The 14276-nt window shown below is 55.3% G+C and carries 14 protein-coding genes; 8 read left to right on the forward strand and 6 right to left on the reverse strand.

The features are described from left to right. Positions 1-221: 221 nt before the first annotated feature. The 6 genes from N5923_RS11170 to N5923_RS11195 are packed head-to-tail and all read left to right on the forward strand — an operon-like array spanning position 222 to position 4376. On the forward strand, positions 222-1061 hold the full coding sequence (locus N5923_RS11170) for a transporter substrate-binding domain-containing protein (RefSeq protein WP_267143814.1): 840 nt from the start codon (positions 222-224) through the stop codon (positions 1059-1061). Between the two features lie 4 nt (positions 1062-1065). Then, a complete protein-coding gene (locus N5923_RS11175) occupies positions 1066-1677 on the forward strand; it encodes an urea carboxylase-associated family protein (RefSeq protein WP_267143813.1) in 612 nt (203 codons plus the stop codon). A 1-nt stretch (position 1678) separates the two neighbouring features. Continuing rightward, positions 1679-2332 (forward strand): urea carboxylase-associated family protein, encoded by a 654-nt coding sequence (locus tag N5923_RS11180; RefSeq protein ID WP_267143812.1) that lies wholly within the window; start codon positions 1679-1681, stop codon positions 2330-2332. 7 nt (positions 2333-2339) lie between these two features. Beyond that, positions 2340-2990 (forward strand): amino acid ABC transporter permease, encoded by a 651-nt coding sequence (locus N5923_RS11185; RefSeq protein WP_267143811.1) that lies wholly within the window; start codon positions 2340-2342, stop codon positions 2988-2990. Continuing rightward, positions 2990-3655 carry an amino acid ABC transporter permease gene (locus N5923_RS11190; RefSeq protein ID WP_267143810.1) on the forward strand — a complete coding sequence of 222 codons (666 nt, stop codon included), beginning with the start codon at positions 2990-2992 and terminating at the stop codon, positions 3653-3655. The genes N5923_RS11185 and N5923_RS11190 overlap by 1 nt, the downstream gene beginning before the upstream one ends. Positions 3656-3668: 13 nt before the next feature. Next, complete coding sequence (locus N5923_RS11195) at positions 3669-4376, forward strand: urea carboxylase-associated family protein (RefSeq protein ID WP_267143809.1); 708 nt, start codon at positions 3669-3671, stop codon at positions 4374-4376. A 62-nt stretch (positions 4377-4438) separates the two neighbouring features. On the opposite strand, the gene N5923_RS11200 is transcribed toward N5923_RS11195, so the two are convergent. Beyond that, positions 4439-5887, reverse strand: a complete 1449-nt coding sequence (locus tag N5923_RS11200; protein ID WP_267143808.1) for a sugar porter family MFS transporter — start codon at positions 5885-5887, stop codon at positions 4439-4441. A 305-nt stretch (positions 5888-6192) separates the two neighbouring features. Between N5923_RS11200 and N5923_RS11205 the strand changes: the two genes are divergently transcribed. After that, the gene (locus N5923_RS11205; RefSeq protein WP_267143807.1) at positions 6193-6675 is read left to right on the forward strand and encodes a heme-degrading domain-containing protein; all 483 of its coding nucleotides are present in this window, start codon (positions 6193-6195) and stop codon (positions 6673-6675) included. Positions 6676-6759: 84 nt separating this feature from the next. Further along, on the forward strand, positions 6760-8109 hold the full coding sequence (locus N5923_RS11210; protein ID WP_267143806.1) for an amidohydrolase family protein: 1350 nt from the start codon (positions 6760-6762) through the stop codon (positions 8107-8109). Positions 8110-8145: 36 nt separating this feature from the next. On the opposite strand, the gene N5923_RS11215 is transcribed toward N5923_RS11210, so the two are convergent. The 5 genes from N5923_RS11215 to N5923_RS11235 form a co-directional block, all read right to left on the reverse strand. Continuing rightward, the gene (locus N5923_RS11215; RefSeq protein ID WP_267143805.1) at positions 8146-9459 is read right to left on the reverse strand and encodes a c-type cytochrome; all 1314 of its coding nucleotides are present in this window, start codon (positions 9457-9459) and stop codon (positions 8146-8148) included. Between the two features lie 2 nt (positions 9460-9461). Then, positions 9462-11231, reverse strand: coding sequence for a GMC family oxidoreductase (locus tag N5923_RS11220; protein WP_267143804.1), 1770 nt, complete (start codon positions 11229-11231; stop codon positions 9462-9464). 18 nt (positions 11232-11249) lie between these two features. Further along, the gene (locus tag N5923_RS11225; RefSeq protein WP_267143803.1) at positions 11250-11978 is read right to left on the reverse strand and encodes a gluconate 2-dehydrogenase subunit 3 family protein; all 729 of its coding nucleotides are present in this window, start codon (positions 11976-11978) and stop codon (positions 11250-11252) included. A gap of 260 nt (positions 11979-12238) precedes the next feature. Then, the gene (locus N5923_RS11230) at positions 12239-13066 is read right to left on the reverse strand and encodes a sugar phosphate isomerase/epimerase family protein (protein WP_267143802.1); all 828 of its coding nucleotides are present in this window, start codon (positions 13064-13066) and stop codon (positions 12239-12241) included. 17 nt (positions 13067-13083) lie between these two features. Next, positions 13084-14103 (reverse strand): LacI family DNA-binding transcriptional regulator, encoded by a 1020-nt coding sequence (locus N5923_RS11235; protein WP_267143801.1) that lies wholly within the window; start codon positions 14101-14103, stop codon positions 13084-13086. Positions 14104-14276 lie beyond the last annotated feature (173 nt).

Consider the following 14276-nt stretch of genomic DNA (forward strand, 5'->3'; position numbering starts at 1 on the left):
TGTGCGCTATCTTAGTGCGTCACCATTGACCGGCAACACACTCGGCTGCCGCCCAATGAAACCAATGAAAAATTATTTAATAATCATGAAACATATGTTTCTTTGTGATTATTAAGGATTATTCCCTCCCTCCTTCCCTCCGCTGCCTGCTGTCTTGCATAAACTGGCACGAAACCTGCCTTACTCCTGATGTATCTCACCAACTACCGGGGAACATCATAATGAAAAAAATGACATTACTTATTGCTGCACTGCTCACTGCGGGTTCACTCAGTGGCGTCGCCCGCGCCGATACGCTGGCGGAGATTAAATCCAGCGGCACCATGACCGTCGGCGTTGATCCTACTTTTCCCCCTTATGAGTACACCAACGACAAGGGCGAAGTGGTGGGTTACAGCGCCGCAATTATGCAGTCAGTGGCTAAAGAGCTGGGCGTGAAACTTGAGTTTCAGAAGACTGCTTTTAGCGGCATCATTCCCGGTCTGATTTCCGGTTCGTTTCATGCGGAAGGCTCTTCCCTTAACGTCACCGCCGAAAGGGCGAAAAAAGTGCTGTTTACCGTGCCGTTCAGTAAAACCGTCAACGCAGTACTGGTACGCCATGATGAGGCGGGCAAATTCGCCAGTAAGCCGCTGAAGATTGAAGATCTTGCCGGTCTGCGCGGCGCCGCCAAAAGCGCCAGCGTGCCTGAGCAGCTGCTGAAAACCTTTAATCAAACGCTGAAAAGCAAAGGCCTGAAGCCGATCACCATTATCAGCGTCGATACGCTGGATCAGACGGTCAGTACGCTGATGACCAAACGCGCCGACTTTGTAATTGACGATATCTCGGTGCTGGCGCCGATCGTGAAGAAATACCCGACAAAAGTGGCGCAGGCAGGTGACGTCGGTCCATCACAATGGATGGCGTGGGCGACTCGTAAAGATGACAACGCGCTGAACAAAGTGATTAGCGACCGCATTCTGGCGATGCAGAAATCTGGCGAACTTGGCGCACTGCAAAAGCAATATCTTGGCACTACCTTCACGGTTCCGGCCGACAACTTCATTCCTCAGGAGTAAGGCCATGTGCCAGCACCACGTTCATGTTACGGCCGGACACGGCCAGGCGTTTACTGTCCGCCAGGGACAATATCTGACCATCATTGATAGCGAAGGTCAGCAGGCCGCGGATTTCGTCGCGGTTAACGCGGCGGACACCACGGAAAAACTGTCGCCGGTCCATACCCGCCAGCATCTGCGCTCGCTGTTCTTTAAGCCGGGTGATGCACTCTGGTCGAGCGAAAACCGCGCGATGCTGGAGATTATCAGCGACAGCATCGGTATTCACGACGCCAATGTACCGGCCTGCGATCGCACCCGGTTTAGCATCGATTTCGGCGTCGAGGGACATCGCAACTGCGTCGACAATATGCTGGAAGGGATGCGCGTTTACGGCGTCAATTACTTCACCCTGCCCGAGCCGTTTAATCTGTTTCAGAACGGTCCGGTCACCCCCGATGGCCGCATGGAAGTCACCGATCCCAACAGTCGTGCTGGCGATCGCGTCACTTTCCGCGCGCTCTGTGATCTGATTTGCGCCGTCTCCTCCTGCCCACAGGACATTATTCCGGGCAACGGTTTGCAGGTAACACCGATTGATATCCATATTTCCGATACCCTGACCACCGAGGCCTGAAATGTTATTGATGAAAGAAGGCTTCACCCGTGAAGACGCGCCACGCACCCTGGCCAGTAGCGTCACCGTTGCGCCGGGAACCGCCGGTTCGATTCGCGTATTGCGCGGCCAGTTACTGCGCATTACCGCACTTGGCGACGGCGCAGTGGCGTCGCTGTTTGGTTTCACTCTTGCCGACCCGGCAATCTGGCTGTCAGTGCATCACACCAGGGTGTTCAGTAACAGCTACCTGCTTGGTTCCGGCATGCGCATGGTGAATAACCGCCGTCGTCCGATGATGGTATCAGGTAAAGACAGCGTGCGACGTCACGATCTGCTGTTACCGGGTTCCACCAGCGCATGGCTGGCGGAACGTGGCTACCACGACCAGCAGGGCTGTGTCGAATCCCTGAGCGCGGAACTGGCGCGCATCGGCATGGCGGTGCCAAAGCTGCCGGATCCGATCAATCTGTTTATGCATGTCGATCTGGCGCGTAATGGCGATATTACGCCGCAACCCAATCTGACCAAACGTGGTGACAGCATTACCTGTCGTGTCGTGGTGGATACCCTGTTTATCGTTTCGGCCTGCTGTACCGGGATTGAAGGCAACGATCGCCCTGCCCCGATCAGTCTGTCGGTAGCGGAAGATCTGACGGGTTTCCCGTCTGAGTGAGGCAAGAATGTGGCTGGATGCGCAAGTCAGCGCCGGATTACCGGAGTTAGCCAAAGGGCTGCTGGTCACCCTCGAACTGACTGTGCTGGCGGCACTGTTAAGCCTGCTGCTGGGACAGGCAGGCTGCTATCTGCAACTGCACCGTCGCCTGTTGCCGCGTCTGCTGGGACGGCTGTATATCAGCCTGATGCGCGGCACACCGGCAATTGTGCAGCTGTTTGTGGTGTTCTTTACCCTGCCACTGCTTGGACTGGGCGGACAACCGCTGCTGGCGGCGGTGATCACCATTGGCATGAACAGCGGCGCTTACGTGGCGGAGATCCTGCGCGTCAACCGCCGTCTGGTCACTGCGGGTCAGCTGGAGGCCTGCCGCACGCTGGGGCTGAGCCGCTTTCTGACCTGGTGGTATGTGGTCAATCCGCAGGTGCTGCGCGCCAGCCTGCCGATGCTGGTCAATGAGTTCACTATTCTGCTCAAAACCACGCCGCTGGCCTCTGTGGTGGCGTTAACCGAGCTGACTTATGCCGGGCAGATTGTGATTGCCCGCAGCTATGAGGCCACCCAGGTATTGCTGCTGGTGGCGGTGGGCTATCTGCTGATTGCGCTGCCGATGATTGGCCTCGCGCGTTATCTGGAAGGCAAAGGGAGGTGGGCATAATGGACTGGCAGGCAGTTATCTCATCGGCGCCTTCGCTGTGGCAGGGATTACAAATCACCCTGCAACTCTGCGTTATCGCCGCCATCTGCTCGTTACTGGCGGGAGCGGTACTGGCGCTGCTGCTGATGCGCGGACCGCCGCTGCTGCAATCGCTGTTACGCCTCTGGACTTCGCTCACGCTGGGATTGCCGCTGCTGGTGGTGATCTATCTGCTCTATTTTGTGCTGCCGGAATATGACATCACCTTCTCTTCGCCGGTGGTGGGCGTACTGGCGCTGACGCTCTATTACGCGCCCTATATTGCCCAGGTGATTCGGGCGGCCATTGGCGCCTTACCTGCTGGCCAGTGGGAAGCCTGCCGGGTGCTTGGACTTGGCCCTTTACGCGCGATGAGCGATGTGGTTGTGCCACAAACCCTGCCGCAAATGTTGTCGCCGTTGATGGGCTTGCTGATTGGCCTGATTAAAGACTCGGCGCTGCTGTCGATTGTCTCGGTACAGGAGTTTATGTACGAGGCGAAACAGGCGATTTCCGCCACCTACGCGCCGCTGGAGATCTATCTGGCAGTGGCGCTCTGCTACTGGCTGCTTAATACATTTATCGATTTGCTGGCACGCCGCCTTGAACAGCGGATGACGCGTTACAGCCTGCGCATGCCACATTAACCAGGAGAACAAGATGAACAATAATCCAGACTGCCGCGCTGAGCAGTTGATCCCCGCACGCCACGGCAAAGCAGTTTTTCTCGCCGCTGGTGAAGCGCTACAGATCATTAATCTGCACGGCACTCAGGTGGTGGATTGCTGGGCTTACACTGCCGCCGACGTCAGTGAATATATGTGTATGGAAGCGACCCGCGTCTGGAATCAGCGCCTTAATCCACGCGTGGGCGACAGTTTTATCACCAATATGCGCCATCCGATTCTGACGCTGGTGGAGGACACCTCACCCGGCGTACACGATACCTTTATGGCCGCCTGCGATGCGCGTCGCTATGAGTTGCTGGGTTGCAGCGAGCCACATCGTAACTGCCACGATAATCTGCATGAATGTCTCGCGGCACTGGATGTCACTCTGCCGCACGGCAACCTGGCGTCGTTTAATATCTTTATGAATATCCAGGTACAGCCGGATGGCATTACGCTGAAGACGCTGCCCACCGTTACCCAGCCCGGCGACTATATTACTCTGCGCGCCGAGATGGACTGCTATGTGGCGCTGTCTGCCTGTCCGCAGGATATTGTCAGTATTCAGGGCCAGGGGGATAACACTCCGCGTGATGCACAGCTGCGTATTCTGACCGGCGGTTTCCCCGGCGCCGCGGTTAAAGGACCGTGGGTGCCGGAAAAAAAACCGACTGACAATCATTGCCAGTCGGCGGTCTGAAAAAAGCCACTGTGCCGCTCTCCAATTACCCCCCGGAAACTGGCTGAACGGCCGGTGGCCGCTTAAGGTTTAAGCTGTTCGGCAGCACTTACCGGCAGCTGATCCGCCGGGACCTCGACGTTGAACTTCTCCAGCACCAGGCCGTGAATTTTTTCCAGCGACACGCCCGCGGTTTCCGGCAGAAAGCGGTAAGTGAAGAAATACATACCGAGTGAGAAAATCGCAAACAGCAGCAGCGGGAAGCCACCGTGGAACAGCTCCAGCAGGTACGGATTGCTGTTCATAATCGGGAAGGTGGTACTGATAATAAAGTTCGCCAGCGACATCATACAGATGGAAATACCGACACAGACCGCGCGAATCTCCGTCGGGAACAGCTCACCCAGTACGGTCCAGACAATCTGTCCCCAGGTGATGCCAAAGAACACCATATACGCGAACAGGCCGATCACTGCCAGCATACCCGGCAGATGGTAGTAAAAGGCGATAAACGAGTAGGTAAGAAACACACAGGAAGAGATAGCGCCCAATAACAGCAGTTTGCGACGCCCGACTTTATCAATCATCGACATCCCAATTAACACGCCAGTAAACTGACAGATCGACAACCAGAAGGTCTGTAACAGCGCCGAGCCGGAATCTGGAAACACATTTTTCAGCAGCGACGGGCCAAAATATTGAATCACGTTGATGCCGCTAATCTGATTACCCACTGCCAGACCGACACCGACAATCAGCAGTGGTACGGTGGTTTTATTAAAGCTGAATCGCGTCTTATGGCTGTTTGCCGCAGAATGTTTGAGTGAGGCTTTAATCTCATTTAACACACTTTGCGCATGCTGAGCATTGGAGATTTTGGTCAGGGTATCCAGCGCCGGTTTCTCACGCCCTTTCAACATATTCCAGCGCGGTGACTCGGGAATAAACAGCACAAACAGAATAAACAGCGCACAGGGAACCAGTGCTGTAGCCAGAATATAGCGCCAGCCAATATCGACCATCGCCTCTGCCGCCATAAACTGATGAATATAGTAGTTGGTCAGCAGCACTACGCACTGACCGCCAACGCAACATACCGAATAGAGTGCGGTGGTGCGCCCACGGAATTTCGACGGTGAAAGCTCGGCAAGATAGATCGGTGAAATCACCGAAGCCAGCCCAATCGCCAGCCCGCCAAGCATGCGGGCGAAGACAAAGACGGTAAAGTTATGCGCGATAACCGTACCCACCACTGAGACAGTGAACACCAGCGCGGTAATGGCGAGGGATTTTTTTCGACCCAGCTTGTCGCTGAGTTTCGGCGCGATAAAGCAACCAATCAGGCTGCCCAGCAGGATATTCGACACCGCCCAACCGGTTTCTGCCGGAGAGAGCCGGAAATGCTCGCTTAGCGGTTCGATTGCTCCGGAGATAATCGAGGAGTCATAGCCCAGCAGCAGCCCGCCAAAGGCCGCCACCGTACAGCAGAGCATGACGTACTTCATGTTATAACGCGTTTTCCTGGTATCCATCTTGCTGGCCCTTATCGGTGTTCTCTGACCGGCTTTGCGGTCGAAAATGACATGATTGTTATCAGCATGTGCCTGCAGAGTGCAGAATCCTGAATTGAAATATATTTTCTAAATTATTAAATATCGAATTATTTATTCTTGATATGTGAGCCGGTTAAAACTATTTTTTTGCCAGCAGAATGGCAGTCAGGCGATAAAAAACGGCCTTTGCCAGCGGGTTAAGCGTCTGAGACGAAGAACGCATGCAAAATGTTTTTTTTGATGGTAAGTTTAATGAAAATAAAATTTCATCAATAAGGAAGATTATGTCTGACGCACTCTCGCCCGCCCTGTTGCTGCAACAGGAAGCAGACAGTCGTCTGCGCCAGTTTGATTTTCAGTCCGCCTGGCGGCTGGGCCAGCTGATCCAGGCACGCGCTGCGGAGCAACAGCTGCCGGTGGCGATTGAAGTCTATGCTTTCGGTCAGCAGCTGTTTCTCGCCGCCCTGCCGGGTTCCGCCGCTAACAATCTGGAATGGATGCGACGCAAGCGCAACACCGTGCTGCGCTATGCCAACTCCTCGATGTATGTCGGGGTCATCAATGCGCAGAATGGCGAGCCGATGGCGACACAATCCTTTATTAATCAATATGACTATACTGACCATGGCGGCGCCTTCCCGCTGCTCAATGAGAGTGGCGCGTTATTCGGCGCGGTCAGCGTAAGTGGTCTGCCTTCAGCAGACGATCATGCCCTGGCGTTATGGGGTATCCGTCAGTTACAGCAACCCTGCGCAAAACCTCTGTAGGGGAGCCGTTTTCGGCTCCCGCTCACATCGCGGGCACCATGCAAACCTGTGCCGCCCCTTGATCTTGATAGTTAACCGGAGCTGATGATGTATTTGAAGCGACTGTTACTTGGTTCCACTCTGCTGTGCAGCCTTTCCGGCGTGGCGGCAACTCACGACACCCTGCTAATCCGCAATGGCTATATCCTCACCATGAAAGCCGGCGAGGCAGATTTGCAGGATGCCGATTTACTGATCCGCGGTAATCAGATTGTTCAGATCGGCCAGGATCTTGCCGCGCCCGGCGCACAGGTGATCAATGCTAAAGGTAAAATGGTGCTGCCCGGTTTTGTTGATGCACACTCGCATCTGTCGGTCACCACCATGCGCGGCCAGTTTCGTAATCAGCAGGGCAAGTTTTTCCCGGTCAGCAACCGCCTCGCGCAGGTGATGCAACCCGATGATATCTATACCGCGATGTACAGTGGCGCGCTGGAGCTGTTGCAGGGCGGCATCACCACCAGCGGCGATTTCTTTGACAATATCCAGGGGCCAGCCTGGGGCGATGCGGGATTTAACGCACTTAAACAGAGCGGCATTCGCGCGATTATGTATTACGGAGGACCGGATAAAACCACTAAGCAGCCGATCGATCTCAGGCATCTGGCTACCTTAACCACGCAGGCGAATGATCGCGTGCAGCCGGGACTGGCCTGGCGTCTGCCACGCGACCTGAGCGATCAGAGCAACTGGGCACTGCGCAAGCAGGAGTATCAGTTTGCCGGGGCGCATCAACTGCCGCTACAGGTGCATGTCAGCGGCGATGCCGATGCGATGTTTAACGCATTGATTAGCGGCAACTATCTCAATCCCTCAGTGACGGTGGTGCATGCCACCAATGCCACTCCGCAGCAGCTGGCGGCGCTGGAAAAGGCAGGTGGCAGCCTGGCGCTGACGCCACTCAGTGAACAGCGCGTGGGCTACGGCCTGACGCGGCTCGACCATTTCAGCGCCGTGACGCGTCAGGGGCTGGGTATCGATGGCAACTCGCTGGCAGGCAGCGCGGATATGTTCGCCAGTATGCGCCTGCTGGCACTGACGCTAAGCGGTGCGACTACCGATGAAACCCGCCCACAACCACGTCAGTTGCTGGAGCTGGCCACGCGTCGTTCAGCGCAGGCCCTTGGCCTGGGGGCGATTACCGGCACGCTGGAAAACGGTAAACGCGCCGATGTGCAGATTATTAATCCGCAGGCGCTGAATATGAGCGGCTTTGCGGGCGGCGATCCGGCGGCGTTTATTGTCTACTCGGCCCGACCGGAGAATGTCGAGACGGTGATTGTCGATGGCAAAATAGTGAAACATCACGGTGAAATGCAGGGGATCGATATGGCGGAAGTGTTAAGCCAGGCGCAACAATCTGCCGCGGGGATGCGGCAACGCGCGGCAGATTAAACCTGACAGCCTGCCGGTGACAGGCTGTCAGGCGGATTACTGACCGACAGGCGTTTTTAGCTTATCGCCGGCGCCGGTCTGTTTACGCATGGCCGCCACATTATCTGGCGTCACTTCGTTGCCTTTATTGCCCCAGCTGTTGCGCACGTAGTTGAGGATATCTGCCATCTGCTGGTCATTCATTTTCCAGTCAAAGGCTGGCATACCGGCAGCGGTCTGACGCTCCTCCGTATGCGGCGCGCGCGCGCCGCGCAGCATGGCGTGGATCATATTGGTTGGATCATGCTGCATCGCATTATTACCGGCAAAAGCGGGCACCATCCCTTTTATCCCCTCGCCCTGCAATCCGTGACAGGCTGAGCAGTTAACCTCATAGCTTAGCGCCGCCTGCTCACGGCGTGATGCCGCCATCGCATAGCCCGATGAGGCTGGCGTTGCCGAAGCGGGCACGCCGCGCAGGTAAGTGGCGATAGCGTGCAGATCGTCACTGGTGAAGTATTGCGTTGAATGCTCAACCGCTTCCGCCATCGGACCTGCGGCGACACTTTCGCCATTCGATCCGCTCTTCAGATAGTCAGCAATCTGCTCATCACTCCAGTTGCCGATACCGCTATGCGGGTTGGACGAAATATCTGGCGCATACCAGTTGCCGAGACTGCCGCCCTGCAGATAACCGTCGCTGACTTCGCCTCCCAACAGATTGCGCGCGGTGTGGCATACGCTACAGTGCGCCGGGCCATCAACAATATATTTACCGCGATTCCACTCACCGCTTTGAGCATTCTCCGCGCTAAAACTGCTGTTATCAAAGAACAACATATTCCAGCCCGCCATCGCCAGACGAATGTTATAGGGGAAATTCATCCCGGCATTTTCGTCAATCTCACGCTGTACTGCCGGTACTGTCGACATATATGCCCAGAGATCATGCATCTCGTCGTCGCTGATTTTGGTATAGGCGGTATAAGGCATCGCCGGATAAAGTAAACCATGCTCGCCACGCCCCTGACGTACGGCGTTAAAGAAATCGCGCTCGGTCATCTCACCGATACCGGTTGCGCTGTCCGGGGTAATATTCGAGGTCAGCAGCGCGCCAAACGGTGTGTCGATTTTATAACCGCCGGAAAAGTCGGGCTGGTGGCAGGCGGCGCAGTCGGACAGGCGCATTACATACTCGCCGCGCTTAATCGCCTGCCGATCCTGACTACGAAAATCCGCCAGCCTGACACTATCGTCAGCCACCGCCGAACGCGAGCTGTCCATCACCATCCACATTCTGCCGGAAGCGCCAATACCAACCAGAACCGCCAGCGCTGCCAGAGTCAGGGTTATCGTTTTCTTTTTGCTCATGATTACGCCTCCACCAGTGGAGCCGGATTTTTCATATAGCTCTGATAAATCGCCTGTGCCGCACGGATCGCCAGCGCGCCGACCGTCACCGTTGGGTTATAGCCGCCGTTATTCGGGAATGCGGAGGCGCCAACCACAAACAAATTGTGCGCATCCCAGCTTTGCAGGAACGGATTCAGGGCCGAGGTAGTGGGATCGGCGCCCATCACTACGCCACCAATAGTATGCGAGCTGTGCTGCTGATAGGGGTTCCAGCTCTTCTCCGACTGATTATCAATCACCAGATGCTGGCCGCCGGTCTGCTTCATAATCCCGACCGCGCGATCGGTAACGTACTTCGCCATATTGATATCATTCTGGTTCCAGTCGAAAGTCATGCGGATTAACGGCTGACCGTGACGATCTTTATAGCGTGGGTCGAGATCGAGGTATGCCTCGCGCACTGGCATCGAGGTGCCCTGACAGAAAATGGTGCCCGCTGTCTGATAGTCACGGGCATAACCGGCTTTCCACTCACTGCCCCAGCGCGGCGTACCCGGCCGCAGAGCATTCATATTCTGGATCGGCCGCCCGTTGGTGGAGAAGCCCATAATTCCAGCGCCGCCAATAAAGTCCAGATTGCTGTGGTCAAAGTTATCGCCGTTGAAATCGTCAATCTGCACCGCCAGCGCGCCGCCGCCAATAAACGGGTTCATATGTTCGCCATCAAAGAAGCCGGTGACCGTCGAACAGGTTTGATAGTTGTAGTTACGGCCAATGGTACCTTTGCCGCTGCGCGGATCGTATTTCTCGCCGATATCTGACAGCAGCATCAGCCGCACATTGTCCATCTGATAAGCGGTAATACAGACGATATCCGCTGGCTGGAAGCCGACTTCACCGTCTCTGGTGATAAAGTTCACCCCTTTTACCGTCTTACCATCATCGTGTTTCACCGCGTGCAGCACTTCGGTTTCGCTGAGCAGGGTAAAGTTTTTGCGGCGCATCAGCGCAGGCAAAATACAGGCCTGCGGCGACGATTTAGAGAAGTTGCCGCAACCGTGAAAATCACAGAAACCACAATAGGTGCAGGGTCCCATGGTGACGCCAAGCGGATTGACATAAGCCTGCGAAATATTGCCCGCCGGAATGGTAAACGGGTGATAGCCCATCTGTTCGGTGGTCTGGCGATAGCGACGCATCCAGTGGGTATCTTTCAGCGGCGGCGTCGGGTAATCTCGCGAGCGTGGCCCCTCAAAAACGTTGCCGCCCTTCTGCGGCTGACCATTAAGGTTTCCGGCAATCCCTGATGTACCAGCGATACGCTCAAAGCGATCGTAAAACGGCGCCATTTCGTCGTAAGTCACGCCCCAGTCCTGCAGTTGCAGTCCTTTCATTTTCGCCGCGCCATAGCGTTCGCGCGTCTGGGTGGCGACCTCAAAATCCCACGGCGAAAAGCGCCAGGACATCCCGGCCCAGTGCGTGCCTGCGCCGCCGACGTTCCAGCCATACTGAAACGCTGACCAGTTGCGCACCGGAGCAGCCAGCTGATCGCTGCGGTTGCGGAAAGTGGTGGTTTCGACACTCATCGGCTGCATGATTTTGCGGCGGGTATGCCAGCGCAGCTCATCGGGATCGACCGCTGGCGGGAAATCGGTAGAGGTATCGCGCCAGGCGCCGCGTTCAATCCCCACCACTTCCAGACCGGCACGAGTAAGTTCTTCGGCCATCACCGAGCCAGCCCAACCCATACCGACAATCACCACATCGGCTCTTTTTCTTATTTGTGACATCTGCTCTGCTCCGGGAAATTAATTGTCAGGAATAAGGCTGACGGGAATAAGGGCCAAATCTTCATTACGACGATCGATATACGGGCGGTAGTCATAGCGTGCGCCGGGAAAACCAATCATTTTCCAGCCCGCCATATTTTTATTGCCGCCATAAATTGGATCGGACAAATACCCTTCACGGGCGTTTTGCAACATCAGTTCAAAGAAAGCCTGACTGTTTACCTGCTCACTGAGATTAATTTCCCCGGCTTCCATCGCGTGCAGAAAGTTATCGATTTGATCGGCCGTTAAGCGATGAAATGAAGCCTGGTGATGCACCTGCGCCCAGGCTTCCAGCGCTTTCAGTCCGGTCATATAGCGCTCTTTCGGCGTCGCCAGAAATTGCGGACTGCCCATCAGTTGCTCTTCATTTTCACGCTGCATCGGGCCATCAAGATAGAGTGCGGCGCCCGCGCCATACTCACCCGCCAGTTCACCATCGATAAACTCGATACATCCCGCTGCGCTGGCGGAAGGCCCGTGCTGATCGGCAGGAATCAGACGGTCAAAAATCGCCGTCAGATTCTGGCGATCAGTCTCATTGGTCAGGACCCGATATCCCTGCTGCCACAGCGGCTGCGGCAGATGATCGGCATTCTGCGATGTCTCTAATGGCACGTTATGCATTTCGCGCGCCCGGAGCTTTGGCGCCACGGCCAGCGAAGTCACGACAGTGGTTAGCGAAAATATCGCCTCTCTACGGTTCATACTGTTTTCCCTTAAATATCACGACATGCTTTATCGGTTTTATCGGCGAGCGGGCATAACCACGCCTTACCAGAGAAATGGCAATAAGTGGTCGCCCTGCACGAATACAGGGTATTATCTGTTCTCAGAGTGTAATTATATTGGCGCTCTGTATTAACCCGAGGAAATTAAGTTATGCGATCACTTACCGACAGATTATTCTCTGCCGGTGTGATATTTATAATAGTGACAGGGCACAAAGTTTATTTTTATAAGTAATATTATTCCACGCTATAACGGCTCAGACTTTCCCGACTCTGGCGGCCAATATCCCAGAGATCCTGTTCCCAGCAGCGCGGGCTGAGCCATTCCGGTGACCAGACGCCATCATAGCCGGTGGCTTTCACCGCCTCGACCCAGCGTGGAATATCCACATCGCCTTCGCCCGGCGCATAGTTACGCTGAACCCACTCGTCCCAGGCTTCACCCGCCTTCGCTGCGCGCCCGTCACAGAAATGGACGCCATAAATCAGCTGTTTATCCATCGCCGCCACTTCAGCTGGCTGGGTGTTGCCACCGGCATGCAGATGCCAGAAATCGATCACCAGCCCGACATTGTCTTTACCGCTCTGCGCAATAATCTCCAGCGCCTGGCTCAGGGAGTTAAAAGCGGTAAATGCGACCACTTCAATCTGGAATTTAATGCCCATCGGCTTACCGATATCGGCAATTGCGGAGATATTCTCCAGCAGGATACGCTGTCGTTCTGATTCAGAGAGATGATCAAGTTCAGTCAGCGCCATAATCTGCACCACCGGACATCCCAGCTCCACGGCCGCACGGCAGATTTTTTCTGCTTCCTGCAGCATCGCTGCACGCTCGTCAGGCTGGTGACGACCAATGCGCTTCAGGGCGTTGATACAGGTGATCTCGATCTGGTATTGCGCCATTAACTGGCGATAAGCGGCGAAACTGCCGCCATTATCCAGATAACGAAACAGATGCTCAGGCAGCAGTTCCAGCCCGCTAAAATCAGCATCACGGGCGATACGTAACTGAGTGACAGCGTTGCTGTACCACACTGAGACGCCGTGCAATGACAACTTCATCTCTACTCCTTGCCGGTTTATGTTTTCAGATGAGAGCGCCTGACGCGCAGTTCCCCCTGTCGCCACTCGCCCTCTTCGCTGGCTTCACCATCAATCAGACGGTTAAGCGCTTCATGAATAAGCCTGCCCGTGCCCTGACTGTAACTGGTCAGTTGCCAGTCTGGCGCGCTGGCTTCGTCAATATCATCAAAACCGACGATGGCAACCGCGTTTTGCTGCCCGACGGTGCGCAGCGCGCCCATCGCGCCCAGCGCCAGAATATCGTTCTCGCAGAACATCGCATCGACGCGTTCAGAAGCTGCTGTAGCGCGCAAATAATCCGCCATCGTCTGATGCGCCCGCTGACGATCATAATGTCCGGCGATTAACTCAGTATCGAGCTGTTTGCCTGCCGCCAGCAGGGCATCGCGATATCCGTCCATGCGCAGCAGGTGACTGGAAGGCGTATCTGGCCCTTTCATATAACCAAAGCGCTGATAGCCCTGCTCCAGCAGCAACCTGGCGATCTGTTGTCCGGCCTGGTAGCCATCGACATTGACCATATCGAGATCCTGACCATCGGTGTTACGTCCCACCTGCACCAGCGGAATATGGTGCATATCATGGGCAATCGTAATCAGCTCATCGGTCAGGATGGTGCCCAAAAACAGGATGCCATCCACCTGCAACTGATCGGCCATCGCCATTATCGACTGATAATGTTTGCCTTCGGTGATATTCAGCAGCAGCGCCATATAACCGCGTAGCTGGAGCTGCTTTGACACCTCATCAAGCAATAACATTGCATGCGGGTTTTGCAGCTGATCGATAGCCACGCCGACAATATGGGTGCGCTTTTGCGAAAGGCTGCGCGCCAGCAGATTCGGGCGATAACCTAAACGCTTCGCCGCCGCCAGCACCTCTACCCGCGCGCTATCGGATATCGATGCGCCAGCGGTAAAGGCGCGCGACACTGTCCATTTCGAGACGCCAGCCAGCCGCGCCACATCAGTGGCCGTCGCTTTTTTATGCGGTATTGCGTCGGATTTCTTCGTCATATGCCCTGCGTTCTGCTTTATCTTTCAGACATTGAACGCGAAACGCAGCGGAAAAACTACTTCCGACATCAACCTTCATCATATTCAAACGCAGGTTAATACCTTTACCTGCCTTCATGTTGCGATTATGTTGCTGCTTGCACCCGATTGCAAACAATTTATGCAACCGGGTG

This window comes from Winslowiella arboricola (genome assembly GCF_025527015.1).
Taxonomy (GTDB): Bacteria; Pseudomonadota; Gammaproteobacteria; order Enterobacterales; family Enterobacteriaceae; genus Erwinia; species Erwinia arboricola.

What these genes read in the sequence shown, in the direction of transcription:
- N5923_RS11200 (WP_267143808.1), bottom strand. Translation starts at nt 5,887, where the DNA reads ATGGATACCAGGAAAACGCGTTATAACATGAAGTACGTCATGCTCTGC.
- N5923_RS11210 (WP_267143806.1), top strand. Translation starts at nt 6,760, where the DNA reads ATGATGTATTTGAAGCGACTGTTACTTGGTTCCACTCTGCTGTGCAGC.
- N5923_RS11215 (WP_267143805.1), bottom strand. Translation starts at nt 9,459, where the DNA reads ATGAGCAAAAAGAAAACGATAACCCTGACTCTGGCAGCGCTGGCGGTT.
- N5923_RS11180 (WP_267143812.1), top strand. Translation starts at nt 1,679, where the DNA reads ATGTTATTGATGAAAGAAGGCTTCACCCGTGAAGACGCGCCACGCACC.
- N5923_RS11175 (WP_267143813.1), top strand. Translation starts at nt 1,066, where the DNA reads ATGTGCCAGCACCACGTTCATGTTACGGCCGGACACGGCCAGGCGTTT.
- N5923_RS11230 (WP_267143802.1), bottom strand. Translation starts at nt 13,066, where the DNA reads ATGAAGTTGTCATTGCACGGCGTCTCAGTGTGGTACAGCAACGCTGTC.
- N5923_RS11185 (WP_267143811.1), top strand. Translation starts at nt 2,340, where the DNA reads ATGTGGCTGGATGCGCAAGTCAGCGCCGGATTACCGGAGTTAGCCAAA.
- N5923_RS11225 (WP_267143803.1), bottom strand. Translation starts at nt 11,978, where the DNA reads ATGAACCGTAGAGAGGCGATATTTTCGCTAACCACTGTCGTGACTTCG.
- N5923_RS11220 (WP_267143804.1), bottom strand. Translation starts at nt 11,231, where the DNA reads ATGTCACAAATAAGAAAAAGAGCCGATGTGGTGATTGTCGGTATGGGT.
- N5923_RS11205 (WP_267143807.1), top strand. Translation starts at nt 6,193, where the DNA reads ATGTCTGACGCACTCTCGCCCGCCCTGTTGCTGCAACAGGAAGCAGAC.
- N5923_RS11170 (WP_267143814.1), top strand. Translation starts at nt 222, where the DNA reads ATGAAAAAAATGACATTACTTATTGCTGCACTGCTCACTGCGGGTTCA.
- N5923_RS11235 (WP_267143801.1), bottom strand. Translation starts at nt 14,103, where the DNA reads ATGACGAAGAAATCCGACGCAATACCGCATAAAAAAGCGACGGCCACT.
- N5923_RS11195 (WP_267143809.1), top strand. Translation starts at nt 3,669, where the DNA reads ATGAACAATAATCCAGACTGCCGCGCTGAGCAGTTGATCCCCGCACGC.
- N5923_RS11190 (WP_267143810.1), top strand. Translation starts at nt 2,990, where the DNA reads ATGGACTGGCAGGCAGTTATCTCATCGGCGCCTTCGCTGTGGCAGGGA.